Source organism: Paenibacillus terreus, assembly GCF_042138595.1.
GTDB lineage: Bacteria > Bacillota > Bacilli > Paenibacillales > Paenibacillaceae > Paenibacillus > Paenibacillus terreus.
In genome coordinates this window covers 37,939-56,759 of record NZ_JBHIRX010000024.1, presented here as the reverse complement: position 1 = coordinate 56,759, position 18,821 = coordinate 37,939, and the positions used below count along the sequence as shown (strand labels likewise).

General features: G+C 51.5%; 17 protein-coding genes. 15 read left to right on the top strand and 2 right to left on the bottom strand.

Annotated elements, in window-relative coordinates; genetic code table 11:
- Positions 1-17: 17 nt before the first annotated feature.
- Complete coding sequence (gene mnmA / locus ACE5KN_RS28005) at positions 18-1,142, bottom strand: tRNA 2-thiouridine(34) synthase MnmA (protein ID WP_375527361.1); 1,125 nt, start codon at positions 1,140-1,142, stop codon at positions 18-20.
- A 249-nt stretch (positions 1,143-1,391) separates the two neighbouring features.
- On the opposite strand from mnmA, the gene cymR reads away from it, so the two are divergent.
- The 15 genes from cymR to ACE5KN_RS27930 all read left to right on the top strand — a co-directional run bounded on the left by cymR (position 1,392) and on the right by ACE5KN_RS27930 (position 17,402).
- Positions 1,392-1,811, top strand: coding sequence for a cysteine metabolism transcriptional regulator CymR (gene cymR, locus ACE5KN_RS28000; RefSeq protein ID WP_375527319.1), 420 nt, complete (start codon positions 1,392-1,394; stop codon positions 1,809-1,811).
- A 16-nt stretch (positions 1,812-1,827) separates the two neighbouring features.
- Positions 1,828-2,979 (top strand): cysteine desulfurase family protein, encoded by a 1,152-nt coding sequence (locus ACE5KN_RS27995; protein WP_375527320.1) that lies wholly within the window; start codon positions 1,828-1,830, stop codon positions 2,977-2,979.
- Positions 2,980-3,107: 128 nt separating this feature from the next.
- Entirely contained in the window at positions 3,108-3,629 is a 522-nt protein-coding gene (locus ACE5KN_RS27990; RefSeq protein ID WP_375527321.1) for a PRC-barrel domain-containing protein, read from the top strand.
- Between the two features lie 9 nt (positions 3,630-3,638).
- Positions 3,639-3,848 (top strand): YrzR-like zinc ribbon domain, encoded by a 210-nt coding sequence (locus ACE5KN_RS27985; protein ID WP_375527322.1) that lies wholly within the window; start codon positions 3,639-3,641, stop codon positions 3,846-3,848.
- Positions 3,849-4,015: 167 nt separating this feature from the next.
- On the top strand, positions 4,016-5,083 hold the full coding sequence (locus ACE5KN_RS27980) for an AI-2E family transporter (protein WP_375527362.1): 1,068 nt from the start codon (positions 4,016-4,018) through the stop codon (positions 5,081-5,083).
- A gap of 355 nt (positions 5,084-5,438) precedes the next feature.
- Positions 5,439-8,072, top strand: a complete 2,634-nt coding sequence (alaS, locus tag ACE5KN_RS27975; RefSeq protein ID WP_375527323.1) for an alanine--tRNA ligase — start codon at positions 5,439-5,441, stop codon at positions 8,070-8,072.
- 146 nt (positions 8,073-8,218) lie between these two features.
- Positions 8,219-8,494, top strand: a complete 276-nt coding sequence (locus ACE5KN_RS27970) for an IreB family regulatory phosphoprotein (protein ID WP_375527324.1) — start codon at positions 8,219-8,221, stop codon at positions 8,492-8,494.
- Positions 8,491-8,907, top strand: a complete 417-nt coding sequence (gene ruvX, locus ACE5KN_RS27965) for a Holliday junction resolvase RuvX (protein ID WP_375527325.1) — start codon at positions 8,491-8,493, stop codon at positions 8,905-8,907. The genes ACE5KN_RS27970 and ruvX overlap by 4 nt, the downstream gene beginning before the upstream one ends.
- A 14-nt stretch (positions 8,908-8,921) precedes the next feature.
- A complete protein-coding gene (locus ACE5KN_RS27960) occupies positions 8,922-9,227 on the top strand; it encodes a DUF1292 domain-containing protein (protein ID WP_355320535.1) in 306 nt (101 codons plus the stop codon).
- On the top strand, positions 9,224-9,520 hold the full coding sequence (locus tag ACE5KN_RS27955; RefSeq protein ID WP_375527326.1) for a DUF1292 domain-containing protein: 297 nt from the start codon (positions 9,224-9,226) through the stop codon (positions 9,518-9,520). The genes ACE5KN_RS27960 and ACE5KN_RS27955 overlap by 4 nt, the downstream gene beginning before the upstream one ends.
- Before the next feature lie 117 nt (positions 9,521-9,637).
- Positions 9,638-10,663, top strand: a complete 1,026-nt coding sequence (mltG, locus tag ACE5KN_RS27950) for an endolytic transglycosylase MltG (protein ID WP_375527363.1) — start codon at positions 9,638-9,640, stop codon at positions 10,661-10,663.
- A 12-nt stretch (positions 10,664-10,675) separates the two neighbouring features.
- Positions 10,676-11,605, top strand: a complete 930-nt coding sequence (locus ACE5KN_RS27945) for a peptidase U32 family protein (protein WP_375527327.1) — start codon at positions 10,676-10,678, stop codon at positions 11,603-11,605.
- Positions 11,606-11,624: 19 nt separating this feature from the next.
- Positions 11,625-12,953: a peptidase U32 family protein gene (locus ACE5KN_RS27940; protein WP_375527328.1), complete on the top strand. Its 1,329-nt coding sequence runs from the start codon at positions 11,625-11,627 to the stop codon at positions 12,951-12,953.
- Between the two features lie 323 nt (positions 12,954-13,276).
- The gene (locus tag ACE5KN_RS27935) at positions 13,277-15,427 is read left to right on the top strand and encodes a methyl-accepting chemotaxis protein (protein WP_375527329.1); all 2,151 of its coding nucleotides are present in this window, start codon (positions 13,277-13,279) and stop codon (positions 15,425-15,427) included.
- 196 nt (positions 15,428-15,623) lie between these two features.
- Positions 15,624-17,402 carry a peptidoglycan D,D-transpeptidase FtsI family protein gene (locus ACE5KN_RS27930; RefSeq protein WP_375527330.1) on the top strand — a complete coding sequence of 593 codons (1,779 nt, stop codon included), beginning with the start codon at positions 15,624-15,626 and terminating at the stop codon, positions 17,400-17,402.
- On the opposite strand, the gene ytvI is transcribed toward ACE5KN_RS27930, so the two are convergent.
- A complete protein-coding gene (gene ytvI, locus ACE5KN_RS27925) occupies positions 17,351-18,511 on the bottom strand; it encodes a sporulation integral membrane protein YtvI (RefSeq protein WP_375527331.1) in 1,161 nt (386 codons plus the stop codon). The genes ACE5KN_RS27930 and ytvI overlap by 52 nt on opposite strands.
- Positions 18,512-18,821 lie beyond the last annotated feature (310 nt).

Genomic DNA, 18,821 nt, shown 5'->3' with positions numbered 1-18,821 from the left:
AGAGTATTCAAGTTATATCAGGCTTGAGGCTGTACCTGCAGCTTCTCGATTTTATCGATGGTGCCTCCGCCGAGACAGATGTCGCCGTCGTAAAATACAACGGCTTGTCCCGGAGTTACCGCTTTCTGATGCTGGTCGAAAGCAACATGAACGGAGCCGTCCTCGCGCCAAGTCAGCGTTACGCCCTGATCGGGCTGGCGGTAACGGAATTTGGCCGTACAGTGCAGCGGCTGTGACGGAATGGCGTCCGTGCCGCCAATCCAGTTCACACCCTCGGCAATGAGGCCTGTGGAATACAGACTCGGGTGCTTGTCTCCTTGAACGACGTACAGAATGTTGCGTTCCAGATCCTTATCGGCTACAAACCACGGCTCGCCGGTTCCAGATCCGCCGATACCCAGCCCCTGGCGCTGCCCGAGCGTGTAGTACATCAGGCCATCGTGACGGCCTTTAACTTCTCCGGTCACGATATCGACCATATCGCCGCCCTTGGCAGGCAGGTAGTTGCTGAGGAACTCCTTGAAGTTGCGCTCGCCGATGAAGCATACACCGGTGCTGTCTTTTTTCTTGGCTGTATACAGTCCCGCTTCTTCGGCAATCCGCCGCACCTCCGGCTTGGGGATATGCCCGATGGGGAACATCGCTTTCGACAGCTGCTTCTGGTTGAGCGCATTCAGGAAGTAGGTTTGATCCTTGTTGCTGTCCACACCGCGCAGAAGTGTATAGATACCGTCATTCCCCACAACCCTTGCATAATGGCCTGTAGCCACATAGTCGGCGCCCAAATCCAGCGCTTTATTCAGAAATTCGCCGAATTTGATCTCACGGTTGCACATGACATCCGGATTTGGAGTGCGTCCGGACTTATATTCATCAAGAAAATAGGAGAATACTTTATCATAATATTCTTTTTCGAAATTGACGGTATAGTAAGGGATATCAATTTGCTCACAGACACGGCGTACATCTTCCGCATCCTCTTCGGCCGTACAGCGGCCGAACTCATCCGTGTCATCCCAGTTTTTCATGAAGATGCCGATCACGTCATAGCCTTGCTGCTTTAACAGAAGAGCCGTAACGGAGGAATCGACGCCTCCCGACATACCGACGACGACACGGGTATCTTTATTGGCTTTTGCCATCGTCATCACCGATTCTTTCGTTGGATTGGTCAAGGACGTGAATCCTTAACCCTCGTATTGTAACATAATATGTTGCAAGTTGCGACGCGATCTGTTAAAAATGTCAAGGGCGGTTCAAAAACAATTTGACAATCCCGCAAGGAATGGTTACCATAAACGGTCTGGATATGATACCATAAGAGCTATGATCGGAATAGAATGTTTTTTTAATGCATCTTGCAGCAATTTATTAATGAAGAGGTGGCACCTTTGAAGATATCGACTAAAGGACGTTACGGATTAACTATAATGATGGAGCTAGCAGCGAAATACGGAGAAGGGCCGACTTCTTTGAAAAGCATTGCCGAGAAAAACCAGCTGTCCGAGCACTATCTGGAGCAGCTGATCGCACCGCTTCGCAATGCGGGTCTCGTGAAAAGCATCCGCGGGGCATACGGTGGGTACATTCTGTCGAACGATCCTGCGGAAGTCACTGCAGGAGATATTATCCGCGTGCTTGAGGGGCCGATTTCCCCCGTTGATTTTACGGAAGAGGACGATCCGGCGAAGCGGGATTTGTGGCTGCGCATTCGGGACAGCATTGCCGAAGTGCTGGATTCGACAACGCTTAAGGACTTGATAACCTATCAGGAAAAGGATCAGGCCGATAACTACATGTTCTACATCTGATACGAGGTGGCTAGCGATGAAACGCATTTATCTGGACCATGCCGCATCGACTCCTGTACATCCTGAGGTTGCGCAGACTATGATGGACATCATGACCGGCCAATTTGGCAACGCTTCGAGCGTGCATGCTTTCGGCCGTGCCTCCAAGCGCACCGTCAGCGAAGCACGTGATGTCGTTGCGGCTTCTTTAGGCTGTCTGCCGGAAGAGGTGACTTTTACGTCTGGCGGCACGGAAAGCGACAACCTGGCCTTATTCGGAGCGGCCTTCGCCAAAGGTCGCAGGAGCGGTCATATCATAACAACGGCAATAGAACATCATGCGATTCTTCACACCTGTGCGGAGCTGGAGCGCCTGGGCTACGAAGTGACTTATGTGCCGGTGGACCATACCGGGCGTGTGCATCCGGAAGAGGTGGAAGCGGCAATACGGCCGGATACGTTTCTCATCAGCATGATGTATGCCAATAATGAAGTTGGAACAGTTCAGCCTGTTATTGAAGTGGGAGAGCTGGCGCACAGCCGAGGCATCCTGTTTCATGTTGATGCTGTACAAGCCTTCGGGGCGCTTCCGATCTCATGCCGCGATCTGCCCGTGGACCTGCTGAGCGTGTCGGCACATAAAATCAACGGACCGCAAGGGATCGGGGCTTTGTATGTGCGCCGCGGCACAGCCCTTCAGCCCCGGCAGTACGGGGGATTGCAGGAGAAGCAGCGGCGGGCAGGCACTGAAAATATGGCAGGTATCGCCGGCTTTGCGAAGGCTGCTGCCATTGCAACTGCTGCGGTGCATGAACGGAGCGAGCACGATCTGTCGCTTCGCCAAACATTGCTGAACAGTCTGAAAAATCGGCTTGGCAGCGATGGATTTACGGTCAACGGCAGCAGCGAGCATTTTCTCCCTCACATTGTGAATCTCAGCTTTCCAGGCTGCAGCACAGAGACGATGCTGATGAATTTGGATATGGAAGGGATTGCGGCGGCAAGCGGCTCCGCATGCACCTCCGGCTCCATTGAGCTGTCTCATGTGTTGAAGGCTATGAATCTTCCCGGAGATATTCTGCGTTCCGCGATTCGTTTTAGCTTCGGTTTGGGTAATACTACGGAAGAAATGGAATATACGGCCGAAAAAATTGCAACCATATCACAAAGGCTGCGTAATAGGCATTAAGGGAAGCTCCGGACTTTGAAAGGAGGATAGCACGGTTTTCCATTTCATCAGCCGAACGGCAAAGCGGTTGCATACTAGAGCAAGATTTCAACGCAGTTCGGAATTTGAATGATGAGGAGGTACCCGGCATGAAGCTCCAGGAGATGATCGGTCTTGCTGTGTTCGATGTGGAAGACGGCAAGCAGATTGGCAAAATACATGATTTTATACTTACGGCGGACTGGACCATTAAAGGGATTGAACTGGAAGGGAAGAGTCTGTTTTCCTCCCACGTCAAGACCGTTGATTGGGAAGACATCGTAGCGTACGGAGAAGATGCCGTAATGATCCGCAATCAGCAGGCGATCCGCAAGACGGAAGCCGACGACATACATTATACTTACCTTCTTGGCGGCAGCAAGCTTAAGGATCTGTCCGTTTTGACGGAGGAAGGCCTTATGCTTGGACATGTCACCGATGTTTATTTTGACCAGGAATTGGGAAACAAGGTAAAAGGGATTGAAATAAGCGAGGGCTTCGTTTCGGACTTGATTGAGGGGCGGAAATGGCTGCCATGCACCGACGGCATGTCCATCGGGGAGAATGCCATCATGGTTCCCCCGCTTAGCGAGCAGCGATTGGAGAAGGTTATACATTCTGTTAACGGATAGGGTGAATTTATGAAATGTCCAAATTGTAATTCCAAAGATATAGGCAAAATCGGCTCCCACCAGTTTTATTGCTGGGGCTGTTATATTGAACTGCAGGTAATCGGCGATAAAATGTCCGTTTACCAGGTCGAAGAAGACGGAACGCTCAGCTCGCTGGACGATCTGTTCTTCGGAGAGGAATATTCCCAGGAATTCCCGCAGGCCCACGCATCCTCTTAAAGCTTTATGCTGTCGGATTCGCATTGCTGTGGTTTAACACGAGCTTGTTCTACCGGACTCCGGAAGAACAAGCGTTTTTTTTTGGCAGGAGGGACGAGGGTTAATCCGGTCTGCTTCCGCATATACTGAATCGGAGAGCAAGTCCCAAAAAGAAGGTGAAGCAGAAGATGGAGCATCTAGCCAAAAACAGATTTTTCCGTTACGGTGTGCTGCTGCTGCTCGGTTTGATGATTTTATATTTCCTGTGGCTCCTGCGCCCGCTGTTCTTCACTACATACCGATTTTTAAAAACGATTATTGCGCCTTTTGCCGTGGCCATGATTATTTCCTATGTTCTTAACCCTGTCGTTAACATGCTCAGCGGCAGAAAGGTTCCAAGGGGAGTGGCGGTGCTGCTCATTTATGCCTTTTTCCTGACCTGCCTGGGAGTCGTGCTGATGAACATCATTCCCATGCTGATTGAGCAGCTGGAAGAATTAAATGAGCATTTGCCTGAACTTACGATGCATGCGCAGGGGCTTCTGTCCGATCTGGATAATCCAATGATGCCCGGCGGCGTGCGCAGCGGTATGAATCAATGGTTTTTTCAACTGGAAAACCGTATTTCCACAGTGATTACGGGCATTATGGATAATATCGGCGGCATGATCAATACGCTGCTCAATATTTTCATCGTGCCGTTTCTGATCTTTTATATTCTGAAGGATTTTGACGTGTTCGAGCGGGCAGTAGTGTCGATTCTGCCGGGAGCCCATCGCAAAGGGATCGTTGTGATGCTGAAGGAAATCGATACAGCGCTGGGGCACTATATTAGAGGCCAATTTCTTGTATGTGTCATTATCGGGGCACTCGCTTATGTCGGATACATGATTGCAGGCATGCCTTATGCTTTGCTGCTGGCCAGCATCGTGGCGGTCTTTAATATCATTCCGTATCTGGGGCCTTTTCTTGGCGCAGCACCAGCCGTCATTATGGCCTCAACGATATCCATGAAAATGGTGATCATGGTCGTTATCGTAAATGTCATATGCCAAATCCTGGAGAGTAATGTGGTGTCGCCGCAGGTGGTAGGCCGGACGCTGCACCTGCATCCGCTCGCAATTATTTTTGCGCTTCTGGTAGGCGGGGAGATTGCAGGTATTCCGGGCCTGATTTTGGCCGTGCCGGTCATGGCTGTGCTCAAGGTAGTAGTGCAGCGGCTTTTCGCCTATTATATTAAGCGGAAAACAGTTTGAATTTATTGACATTGCCTATACCCGTAAGTATAATTAGTTATGTATGTTTACAGGATAAAACGTTGATGAAATTAAGTACGCCGGGGTTCTGTCCCAGAGAGCGGGCTTCTTCACAGATTCTTCCGTGAAGGCTGCAAGAGCCTGTGTCAGATAACGGCGGAAAGCTCATTTCGGAGTGCGGCTCATCCCCGCCGGCAGGACCCCGTTACCGGTCCATATAAGGCGATCGTTTGCTTATGCCCGGGCAGAGGCGGCGATAACCAGGGTGGTACCGCGATATATTCGTCCCTGATTTTTTCAGGGGCGTTTTTCTGTTTTTACCTTATCTAATTTTGAACCGATGGAGGCATGTGTTATGAAAGCCAGTGAAATTCGCTCCAAATGGCTGGAGTTTTTTAAGGAAAAAGGGCATGCGATTGAACCGAGCGCTTCGCTTGTACCGCATAACGACCCTACGCTGTTGTGGATTAATGCGGGCATGGCGCCTTTAAAGCCTTATTTTGACGGACGTGTCAAGCCTGAAAATCCGCGTATCGCGAATTCCCAGAAATGCATCCGTACCAATGATATTGAGAATGTCGGCAAAACGCGCAGACATCATACTTTTTTCGAGATGCTGGGCAACTTCTCCATCGGGGATTATTTTAAAGAAGAAGTAATCACCTGGGCGTGGGAATTTCTGACGAGTCCGAAGTGGATCGGTTTTGATCCTGAACGGTTGTCCGTCACCGTCTATCCGGAGGATGAAGAAGCCTACAAATACTGGAATGAGAAAATCGGCTTGCCTGCGGAGCGCATCATCAAACTGGAGGACAACTTCTGGGATATCGGCGAGGGGCCGTGCGGTCCTTGTACTGAAATCTTCTATGACCGGGGCGAAGCCTACGGCAGCGACATGTCTGACCCGGAGATGTATCCTGGCGGAGAAAATGAACGCTATCTGGAAGTTTGGAACCTTGTGTTCTCCCAGTTCAACCATAATAAGGACGGCAGCTATACGCCGCTTCCGAACAAAAATATCGATACTGGCGCAGGTCTGGAGCGTCTGGCTTCCATCCTGCAGGATGTGAACTCCAACTTTGATACAGACCTGTTCCAACCGATGATTCAGAAGACGGCCGCCATGGCCGGTGTAAAATATAACGAGGATCCTGAGAAGGACGTTGCCCTCAAGGTTATTGCGGATCATATCCGCACGGTAACTTTCGCTGTGGGCGACGGTGTGCTTCCTTCCAATGAAGGACGCGGCTACGTAATCCGCCGTCTGCTGCGGCGCGCTGTCCGCTACGGCAAGATGCTTGGGCTTGACCGGCCGTTTATGTACGAACTGGTGGAAACTGTCGGTGATGTGATGGGAGTCTATTATCCGGAGGTTGTGGACAAGCGCGATTTCATCGTGAAGGTGATCAAAACGGAAGAGGAGCGCTTCCACGAAACGCTAAGCGATGGTCTTGCCATTCTGGCCGAGATCAGCGAGCAGGCAAAAGCGGCGGGTCATACGGTTATCAGCGGTGCAGATGCCTTCAAGCTGTACGATACCTATGGATTTCCGTTTGACCTTACGGAGGATTACGCCAGCGAGCACGGCTTAACCGTTGATCGTGAAGGCTTCGATCAGGCGATGCAGGAGCAGCGCGAGCGTGCACGCGCGGCACGCCAGGACAGCGGCAGCATGAAGGTACAGGGCGGGGCGCTCTCCGAGCTGACGGTTAAAAGTGATTTTGTTGGATATAATGACCTCGTGACGGAATCCAAGGTGCTGGCCATTATTTATGAAGATGCCATGGTGGATACTGTAAGCGAGGGCCAGGAAGCGCAGATTGTGCTTGATATTACTCCGTTTTATGCGGAAAGCGGCGGACAGGTGAGCGACCGCGGGGTGCTGCATGGTGCAGCGGTGACCGCAAAGGTTGAGGGCATGAGCAAAGCGCCGCTGGGACAGCATGTTCACCAGATTCTGGTGCAGGCGGGCGAGCTGCGTGTGGGTGATACCGTACGGGCGGAAGTGGACGCTGAGGCCCGTCAGGATATCGAGAAAAACCATACCGCCACACACCTTCTTCATAAAGCGCTGAAAGAGGTGCTGGGCGAGCATGTCAATCAGGCAGGCTCCCTGGTGGAGGCCTCACGCCTGCGTTTCGACTTCTCGCATTTCGGCAGCATTTCGGCTGAAGAGCTGGCGGATATCGAGCGCAGAGTCAACAGCCATATCTGGAGCCAGGACAAAGTAACCATTGATCTGATGCCGATTGATGAAGCCAAGGCACTGGGAGCGATGGCTCTGTTCGGTGAAAAATACGGGGACATTGTGCGGGTCGTCAAAGCGGGAGATTACAGCATTGAGCTCTGCGGCGGCTGCCATGTGAGCAACACCTCGCAAATCGGGCTGTTCAAGCTGGTGAGCGAGAGTGGCATCGGCTCCGGCGTGCGCAGAATTGAAGCGGTGACCGGACGTTATGCGTATGAATATTCGGAAGGCCAGCTGGAACTGCTGAAGACCGCTGCGGCGATTCTGAAATCGAACGTTAATGAAGTACCGAAACGGATTGAAGGGCTGCACCAGCAGATCAAGGAGCTCAGCCGCGAGAATGAATCGCTGCAGGGTAAGCTGAGCGCTATCGAGGCAGGACAATTAACCGATAAGGTAGTGCAGGCAGGAAACACGCAGCTGCTGGCTGTCCGCGTACAGGCGTCTACGATGGATAACTTGCGTGCGATTGCCGATGAGCTGAAAGGCAAGCTGCCATCCGCTGTGCTGGTGCTCGGAGCAGCGATGGAGGATAAAGTGAACTTTGTCGTAGCTGTACCTGCGGAGCAGGTCAAGTCCGGCCTTCATGCCGGCAAGCTGGTCAAAGAAATTGCGGCTATCTGCGGCGGCGGCGGCGGCGGCCGTCCGGATATGGCTCAGGCAGGAGGGCGCGATGCCTCCAAGCTTGACGAAGCGCTTGCCCGTGCTGTCGAGCTGGTGACCGAGGCTTCCGGAAGCTGAGCAAATCAGCTGCAGTTCTGAAAAATAACAGAAATCTGGGAAATTCGGGCCGTTTGTTTCCTTGCAGGCACCAGGTTATGGTATGATATAAAGGAATAGCTGGCATAAACATGTGTGTCATGTTTTTGTGGAAGCGAGGTGTCTACATGGATTCCATGGATAAGACGGTGAAATTCAACGTCAAGGCTGACGAGAAGGAAGCGTCGGCGCAGGAAATACTGCTTACGGTATACGATTCTCTGGTCGAGAAGGAATACAATCCCATCAATCAGATCGTCGGTTACCTGTTGTCGGGGGATCCTGCTTATATTCCCCGGCACAATAACGCCAGAAGTCTGGTGCGCAAGAAAGAACGTGATGAGCTGATCGAAGAACTGGTCCGTTCTTATTTGGCCAGCCATCGTCAGGGGAAGACGGAATGAAAGTAATGGGTCTGGATTACGGGGACCGCAGGATCGGCGTCGCCATAAGCGATGCCTTCGGCTGGACCGCCCAGGGATTTGAAGTTATCGAACGGCGTAAGGACGAGAGCGAGTATGGCAAGATTGCCGAACTGGTGCGGGACAACGGGGTTTCCGAGATTGTTGTCGGCCTGCCCAAGAACATGAACGGAACCGTTGGCCCAAGGGGCGAAATTGCAATGGCTTTTGCCGAAAAATTACGCGAGTTATTGAACATCCCCGTTCACCTTTGGGATGAGCGGCTTACAACCGTTGCCGCGGAACGGACGCTGCTGGAAGCGGACGTCAGCCGGAAGAAGCGCAAGCAGGTTGTCGACAAAATGGCCGCAAGCTTGATTTTGCAAAACTATTTGGATGCTAACATTAAAAGGTGAGGGGGATTTCGCAGATGGCGGATAATCGATTGGACCTGGAAGAAGAGCAACCGGAAATTATTTATATCGACGACGAAGAGGGCAACGAAGAAGAATTCGAGGTCATCATGAAATTCGAAGTGGATGGCTCTGATGCCAAATATATGATGGTTGCACCGGTCGAACCTGAAGAAGATGAAACCGATGTGTACGCCTTCCGGTATGAGGAAGACGGTGACGATATTAAATTGTACCCCATTACGGATGATGCCGAATGGGAAATTGTTGAAGAAACATTTAATACGTTTGTAGAAGCAGATGACGAGGATTTTGAGAAATGACGATGTATTCCCGTGAAGATTTAACCTGGACGAACGGTTTGAAGGAAGCCTTCGGTTCCCAAGTAGAGCTTGAGGACGGGGAGGGACATTCTGTTCCTTATACGTTGGAGGCCGAATTTGAGGTGGGCGGACAGGCATACGCGGTTCTGCGCGGACAGAAGTCGGCTGCGGAGGAGTATGAGCTTTTCAGGGTGGTATGGAAAGGCGATGTGCCCGAGCTGACGGTCATCGAAGACGATGACGAATGGGAGGATATTGCGGAGCTGTACGATGAGTGCACGTTCCCGGAATAACCCGCCCGCAGTTTTGAAACGACTTTAGAGTGAATGATAACCCGGAAAGGGCGGACTTGTCCGCTCTTTTTGGTTGTGAAGGGGTTGGATAATTTGAAGCGCAAGGCTAGGACCAGGGTGCTGCTCCTGCTTGTCTTATTACTTGTCGTGGCAGGCTCGGCACTCTATCTTTGGCAAATGATGCAGCCTGTCCAACAGCAAGCGGGAACCATCGCGTTTACCGTGGAGCAGGGAATGAGAACATCACAGATTGCAGATCTGCTTGAGCAAAAAGGACTTATTCGAAATTCTAATGTTTTTAAAGCCTACTTAAAACTTACGAAGCAAGGCAGCAACTTTCAGGCCGGCAAGTACGAAGCACAGCCGGGTATGACATACGAGCAATTGATTGCCAAGCTGTCCAGTGGAGATGTTGTGCCGGAGGAAATGATTAGGTTTACCGTTCCCGAAGGATTCACGGTGCTGCAAATCGCCGATAGATTGCAGCAGGAAGGCATTGCCGACAAGGGGGAGTTTCTGAAGCTCGCAAATGATCCGGCACAATTTGACATGCCTCTGCTGGCGCATATCCCGGAGAATAAGCAGCTGCGCTACAAGCTGGAAGGTTATCTGTTTCCTGAAACCTATGAGCTGCCCAAGGGCAGCACAGTTAAAGAAATTATGACGGCAATGCTGGAGCAGACTCAGAAAGAGCTGGACAGTATTCCGAATCTGGAGCAAAAGCTTGAGGAGCGCCACGAAACGGTTCATGAGCTGCTTACCGTCGCTTCGCTGGTGGAGCGTGAGGTTGTTGTGGATTCCGAGCGTCCGATTGTTGCAGGGGTTATTTATAACCGGCTGGAAAAAGGGCAAAAGCTTGAAATTGACGCAACCGTTCAATATATGTTGAATAAGCAGAAGGAACGGCTGCTGTTTAAAGATCTGGAAGTAGATTCGCCTTATAATACGTATACGAATGAGGGTCTGCCTGCAGGTCCCATTGCCAGCCCGAGCTTAAGCTCCATTCAGGCGGCGCTTGAGCCGGCCAAGACGGATTATTTTTTCTATGTTACGAAAAAGGACGGCTCGCAGGAGCACTTATTCGCCAAGACGTATCAGGAACATTTAAACAATATCAAAAAAAGTCAAAGTGTGACACAATAGGAGGTAAACCAAGTGGCTGATAAACCCGAATTGCTTGTAACGGCAGCTTCACCGGGAGAGGCTGAGCATATGCTGGATGCAGGCGCGGACGCGCTGCTGATCGGAGAAGACCGTTTCGGCATGCGTCTGGCGGGCAGCTTTATACCCGACGAGATCAAAGCTACCGTTGAGGCTGCGCATGCGCGCGCTGCCAAAGTATATGTTTCCATGAATAACCTGATGACCAATGATCTGCTTCGTGAAATTCCCGATTATGTGCGGATGCTCGGTTCCATAGGGGTGGATGCGGTAGAGTTTAATGACCCGTCCGTTCTTGCAGCCGTGAAGGAGTATGCTCCCCATATCGCGCTGTTCTGGAATGCGGAGATGACCTCCACCAATTACTCTACCGCCAATTATTGGGGGGAAAAGGGAGCATCCCGCGTCGTGCTGGCAAGAGAGCTTAATATGGATGAGATTACTGAAATGATACCCCATCTGAAGCTGGAAGCCCAGGTACAGGTGCACGGGATGACGAATATTTACCATTCCAAGCGGCGCCTGGTGGCCAGCTATATGCAGCATCAGGGCAGACCCGTGGAAGGGGATCTCGGGAAGGACCGTCATTTGTTCCTGATCGAGGCGGAACGCCGGGAAGAGAAGTTTCCGATTTATGAGGACATCAACGGAACTCATATTATGAGCTCGGATGATATATGCATTATCGAAGACCTCCACTTACTTATGGCGGCAGGAGTGCACAGCTTCAAAATTGAAGGGCTTCTGAAGCCGGCAGCATATAACGAGGCGGTGGTCAGAGCTTACCGCACGGCTATCGACAGCTATTATAATAATCCGGAAGACTATGCTTATGATGAAGCATGGCTGGATGAAGTGCGCAGACTGCAGGACCCGGAAAGGGAGCTTTCCTTCGGGTTTTTCTATAAAGAACAGGTCTATTAAAAAAGGGGTGAACGTGACGATGGGAACTTTAACAAAGCGTAAATACACGGGCAACCGTTATCGTCTGGATAAGCCGGAGCTGCTCGCACCGGCCGGTAATCTGGAAAAGCTGAAATTTGCCATTCACTATGGGGCAGACGCTGTTTACATTGGCGGCCAGCACTATGGCCTTCGCTCCAATGCCGACAATTTCAGTTTCGAGGAAATGAAGGAAGGCGTCGAGTTTGCCAAAAAGTATGGCGCCAAGGTGTTTGTGGCTACCAATATTTATGCCCATAATGAAGATATTGAAGGTATTGAAGCATATTTGCGCAAGCTGCATGAGGTGGGGATTTCCGCCATCATTGCTGCAGATCCTGCCATTATTCAAGTGGCCCGCAAAGCTGTTCCCGAGCTGGAGGTGCATCTGAGCACACAGCAATCGACACTGAACTGGCAGGCCGTGAAGTTTTGGAAAGAGGAAGGGCTGCCGCGAGTCGTGCTGGGCCGGGAGACGAGCATGGACGAAATTGCGGAAATCAAGGAGCATGTGGATATCGAGATTGAGGCGTTCATCCATGGTGCGATGTGCTCTTCCTTCTCCGGGCGGTGTGTGCTGTCCAACCACTTTACAGACCGGGACTCCAACCGTGGGGGCTGCTGCCAGTCCTGCCGCTGGAAATATGATCTTTTTGAAGATGCTCGCCCTTCCGCAGTGTGGGTATCCGAGGAAGAAGCCAGAGATAACCGGGTGCTGGAGCAATTTAACCTTGGAGTTAATCAGCTGCCACTGTATGATGAACAGGATAATCCGTTTAGCATGGGTTCCAAGGACCTGTGCATGATCGAGCATATCCCGGATCTGATTGATGCCGGTGTGGACAGCTTCAAAGTGGAAGGACGCATGAAATCCATCCATTACGTGGCGACGGTGATCAATGTATACCGCCAGGCGATTGATTCGTACATGGCTGATCCGGACAACTATGTGCTCAAGCCAGAGTGGATCGAGGAAATTAACAAAGCGGCCAATCGGCCGCTGAACACCGGCTTTTTCTATGATACGCCGGATCATGAGGATCATATTTACGAGCCGGAAGAGAAAGCTGTGCCTTATGACTTTGCCGGATTGGTGCTGGATTATGATCCCGAGACACGTTTGGCGACGATTCAGCAGCGCAACCATTTCAAGCCTGGACAGCAGGTTGAATTTTTCGGGCCTGGGGGGACGTTCTTCAAGCAAACGGTAGGCAAGTTGTGGGATGAAGAAGGCAACGAGCTGGACGCTGCCCGTCATCCGCTGCAACCGGTAAAGATGATCGTAGACCAGCCTGTTTCTTATTTTGATATGATGCGGAAGCGGAAATAAAGAGACATTTATTCTGAAAATATGTGATTGAGGTCCTCCTATATCGGTCGGGAGGCCTCTTTTTTTTATATTTTTATAGGAAAAAAGTTTTAGTTTATTTTGGCAATAAAGGCTGACAAGACCGACTTTTGTCGTATAATATCGTTAAATACATAAAGAGAGTGTTAAGGATAGTGTTAAGGATAGTGTGGGGAATGAATAACTTCCGGCAGGTGAGAGAAATGGGCGTAATGCCAAAAAGAGAGAAAAAAACTGAAGAATCGCAAAACACCGCAAAGAAAGCCGCAGTTCCAAACCCAAAAAGCAAGCCGAAATTACCTTCCATGAAGATGAATTGGAAGCTTCCCGGGCGAAAAAAGGGAAGGGGCAAGCGCGGGGAAGGAGATCCTGGCAAAAGAAAAGGCATCAGCGAAGTTTTTAAAAGATCACCCAAGGAATACATGTCCTTGATCAAAGAAGCGAATCCGGTAAAATCGGTCGGGATGAAGCTGTTTTTGATTTTCTTTATTACGATCATGATTGCGGTAGTCAGCTTGGGCACGATATCTTATGCAACCGCTCGCAATACGATCGAGCAAAATGCCGCGCTGGCTTATCAGCAGACGGTAAACCAGACGTCCGAAAAGCTGGATATTATTTTGGAACGTTTTCTGGATACATCAACCCAAATCTTCTTTGACACGGAAATTGCCGATCTGCTGCGGAAAGTGAACAATCCGGGTGTTTCTTCCTATGATGCGTTCATGGCGACAGACTCCGTGACCAAAAAGCTGACCAACGTGGCGTTTAACAATAAAGCGATCGACTCCATTTATTTGTACCCTGAAGATCCGGATGGGGTCGTCATGGGAACGGGCAACAAAAAAGATGTAAGGACAGAACCATGGTTCAACGAAATGCTGCAAAATACAGGCGTCCGCTGGCTGCCCACAGAGGTTAGCAGTTCTGGCATCAAGACGTACCGTCTCGTCCGTTCCATGAATGACCTTTCCGTGCTTGGCTCCAAGTATGTACTGGTGATGGATCTCAAAGTGAGCTCCCTCGAAGAGCAGCTGGAGGGCCTGAATCTGGGAGATGGCGGAGCCATTCACCTGGTGACTAAGGACGGGGTCCCGGTGGCCTCAAGCCAGAAGGAGCTGGCGGGAAGCGAACAGACTCTGGATTATGTAAAGGATTTAAAAGATCCTCAGGGCAGTGCTACGGTGAATGTGAATTCTAATGGCACGGACCAGGAAGTGCTATCCGTTCATACGACACTTGGCACCTCCCAATGGATCCTGAACGGAATCGTACCGGTATCCGCGTTGCTGCAAAGTACCAAAGGCATTCTGATTCTCACCTGGGTGTTTGTGATTGCGGCTGCAATCGTGGCCATGCTGCTCGGCTGGTGGATGGTGCGCATGATCGGCCGCCCGCTGAAGCGGATGAAGGATCTGATGAACGAAGGTGCCAAAGGCAATCTTGCTGTTCGCACCGATTACCGCTCCAGGGATGAAATCGGCCAGCTCTCCACAAGCTTTAACGAAATGATGGAGCAGATTACCGGACTGGTTCAGCAGACAAACTCAACAGCCAAGGACGTTCTGCTGACCGCCTCCGAGCTGAGCGATGCTTCCAAAAAGACGGCCATCTCCGCAAGGGAAATTGCTGTTGCGACCGAGGAAATTGCAAACGGAGCCTCCAGTCTCGCTACGGAAGCGGAACGCGGTAATACGCTGACCGACAATATTACGCGCCAAATGGAGATCGTTATTGCCCACAATACCGAAATGGGAGGGGCTGCGCGGGATGTAGGGCGCTCCAGTGAAACAGGCAGCGAGCAACTCAAGCAGCTGATGAGCAAGACCAAGGTAACGGAAGAAACGACACGTTCACTCGTCGCGAAAGTGGACAAGCTGAAAGGAACCACTTCTACGGTGTTCCAGGTGCTGGATGCCCTGCAGAACATTACGAAGCAGACAAATATCCTGTCCCTGAATGCGACCATCGAAGCGGCACGTGCAGGCACAGCCGGACGCGGATTTATGGTGGTGGCGGATGAAATCCGGCAGCTGGCCGATCAATCGCGGCAGTCCATTATTATGGCCGGCGGCATCATTGATAATATCGTTTCCGAAATGAATGAAACGGTAGAAGCGTTAACGGAGGCGTATCCATTGTTCAGGCAGCAAATTGAAGCTGTTGAGGACACCTCGGAAATCTTCCAGTCCGTACAGCAGCAGATGAAGGATTTCATCAGCAGTCTGACGGCGGTGACCGGTTCGATTGAAGAACTGAATCAATCGCAGGAGGTATTGTCCGATGCCATGGGCAACGTCAGCGCGGTAGCAGAGCAATCCTCCGCCACCTCGGAGGAGGTCGCCTCGCTCAGCAGCGAGCAGGAGAACGTCGCGAGCCAGCTCGTGCAATTATCCGAGAAGCTTGAGAACGTATCTGGCAGCCTGCAGCAAACCTTGTCCAACTTCAGAATATAATTTCCGGTACATGTTATAGTGCGTGATCAAAAGATGACTTTTTGAACAGCCTCTTATAGGGAGCAGCTCTTAAGCAGATTTTTCTGTTGTGAGCTGCTCCTTTCCGTGTTCGGGATATTTAGGGGAGGCGGCGTTTGACTGCAAAGGCAAGGGGACATACTATTCCCAAGATCAGCTTACAGGAGGCGGGCCGGGATTGCAGAACCAGACGAACCGGATCGAACGACACCAGCGTATCCAATATGTAACGGCCATACTTTCCATCCTGATCGTCATCCTTATTCTTCGATTGGGGTGGATTCAGACCGTATTCGGACGCAGCACGGTCCCTAACGGAAGCAGGACTGTCAGGGAGCAAGCCGTTATTCAGCGGCAGGAGGGCATTGTGGTGGATGCCGGCCGGGGAGATTTTACGGACAGGTTCGGGCACAGCATAACAGGCACCTGGGTCCGGGTGCCTGTGCTGTTTCCCGGAGGGCCTGTAAAGCAGGATGACAGCCTTAAGCAGCTGGCCCGGATTCTGCACACCGATGCCGCCGAGCTTCTCCACCGCTGGCGTGGCCTCGGCTCGCCTCTGATCTGGAAGGACAGCAGCGGTTCGCCTTTGGAGCTGTCCGAGCGGGAAGCCGCCTACGTTGCCCGTCTTGCCCCCGGGGCCATTGAAGCCCTGCCGTACAGAAGAAGGTATAACAGGACAGCAAACGGCATGCAGTGGCTTGGCTTTCTTTACGAACGTCCTGAGGACTCATACCATACGGAGTCAGGAGCAGCCGGTCTGGAGAAGATGCTGCAGCCGCTGTTGAAAGGGGAAGGAGAAACCGTCATATCCCATTTGGTGGATGCACAGCGTCATACGCTCCCCGACACCGGACTGCGCATGAGCAAGCCCGCCAACAGCTATTATCCGCTGCAGGTGCAGACAACCATTGATCTTGCCCTGCAGCGCAAAATCGAGGATCTGACGGAGCATAGTCCGATGAAGGAAGGGGCCGTGGTTGTGCTGGATGCCGGCAACGCGGATGTGCTGGCGATGGTTTCGCGTCCTTTTTACGACCCCCAGCATGTCAATCCACAGGACTCCGAGTGGTCCAACCGTGCTGTGAAGGCCGCTGTGCCCGGCTCTATTTTCAAAATTGTCACGGCTGCAGCAGCCCTGGAAGCCGGAGCTGCCAAGGAGGGGGAAACCTTTCACTGCCGCGGAGAATATGGAGCCTATGGCCTGGCCTGCTGGAAGGAAGAGGGCCACGGGACATTGTCCCTCGAGCAGGGCTTTGCCGAGTCATGCAACACCGTCTTCGCCAAGCTGGCGGAACGCTTAAGCACTAGGCAGCTGACACAGATGGCAGAGGCTCTTGGCCTGGGGCAGCAGATTGGATGGCAGAGTGAGAATCTGGCGGGGATGAAGCAGCTCCGTCTGTTCGATGGCGAAGAGGCGGGCCGCATATTTGACAGCAGGATTAAAGCTGAGGACACAGGTGCGCGGGTGCAGACAGCCATCGGGCAGCGGGATGTGAGAATGACACCGTTACAGGCAGCCAATCTGGTTGTTACGCTGCTTCATAACGGAGAGGTGCGCTCGCCGCGGCTGGTGCGCCGCATACAATATGCGAATGGCGGCACCCTTCTGGAGCTGCCCGCTCATGCTCTGCCTGCGGCGAAAGGAACAATACATCCGCACACTGCGCATACTCTGCTGCACTGGATGGAGAAGGTGGTGCAGGAGGGAACCGGCAAGGGACTGGCCTCCGCCAAGTGGAGGCTTGCCGGAAAATCAGGAACCGCCCAGACCGGGCAGGCCGGCAGGGCGGTCAATCATCAATGGTTTATTGGATATGGTCCGGTGGAAAATCCGCGCTATGCGGTGGCCGTCCTTGTGCAGAATGTTCCGGCGGATACCCCGAACCAGGCTACAAAGCTGTTTGGTCAAGTCATGGATTTGCTTGCTTCCTCGGAAGGCGGCGTTTCTTCCTCCTGAAGTCTGGCCAGGAAAGGCGGCTCGTCAAATTCTTCTTTCGGAAAACGAATCCATTTCTGCAGATATCCCTGCTGCCACAGCTCCTTGATCAAAATGAGCAGGATTGGAGAGAGGATCAGGCCGGCCACCCCGAAGATCGAAAGTGAGATGAACATAAACGACAGCATCAGGTAGGCTGATGTCACGCCGATGGAATTGCCTGCAATCTTCGGCTCGGCCAGCTGGCGAACGAGCATGGTCACGGCCAAAAGCACCAGCAGCCCGATGGCAAGGCCGGTATTGCCGATAATGAACAGATAGACGGACCACGGGATCAGGATGACCGGAACGCCAAGCAGCGGGAGAATATCAAATATCGCCGCTAAGATTGCAATCGTAAAGGCATTGCCTGTACCAAGAATGAGCAGGCCGAGAAAAATAATGACAAACGTAATGGATACAAGAATAGCCTGAGCTTTTATGTAGGAACCGATTGCTTTTAATACATGGTTTCTGAAAAAGCTGAACGCTGTTTTCATCGTATGGGGTGTTTTTTTGCGCACGATGACCTTCCACAGATCAATTTCCATGCTGAGAAAAAATGCCAGAATAATGGCAACCCCAAAGTTGGTCATAAAGGTTGAGAAGGAGCCGAGAAAAGCAACGATCTTCTGCAGTACACTGGTTCCCCAGGTTGAGGCCAGCTTCGTGGCTGTATCAAAATAATCGTTGATGTTCTGGGTGATCGACGGTGGCAAGCTGGCGATTTTACCCTGCATAAAAGTCGTCAGATTCACAAATGCCTGCTGCACAATGGTGGTGTAACGCGGGAGATCATCAGCCAGGCGGGCAAGCTGTGTCACGACGATCAATCCCAGCCCGAAAAATAAAGCGAGCAGGATGACCACAAACAGCAGCACGGAAATGGCGGAAGCAAACGGCTTGCGCATTCCCTTTTTGTTAAGATAGCGGGCCAGCGGTTCAATGCACCAGAACACGAGGAACGAGAGAAAGACCGGAGCCGCAATATGGTACAACTGGCTTGATATGAACAAAATCAGATAGACGGTCAGCGCAATCAGAGCTATATCGAAGGCGGTGCGCCAATACTTTTTATAAAGAGGCAGCATAAAATACAACGACTCCTTTTTTAGAGGTAGTTCAAAAAGTCATCTTTTGATCACGAAGAAAATCAGGAAGCGGACTCGACATCGAATCTTGAATTCAGCCGGGCCTTCCGGTGCTCACGTACCCTAAGTACGCTCCGCTCCTCAGTCCCAGCTTCATCCAATCTTCTCGGTGCTGAAAACCTGACTTTTTGAACACGCACTTTGGGTAAATCATTTTTGTATATTGTACACCATTTATATAAAGTCAGCCTAATTTTCTAACCTTTTATGTTAAAATAAAGTTAGTGAGTTTTCCTCAGGTCGCTCCTTG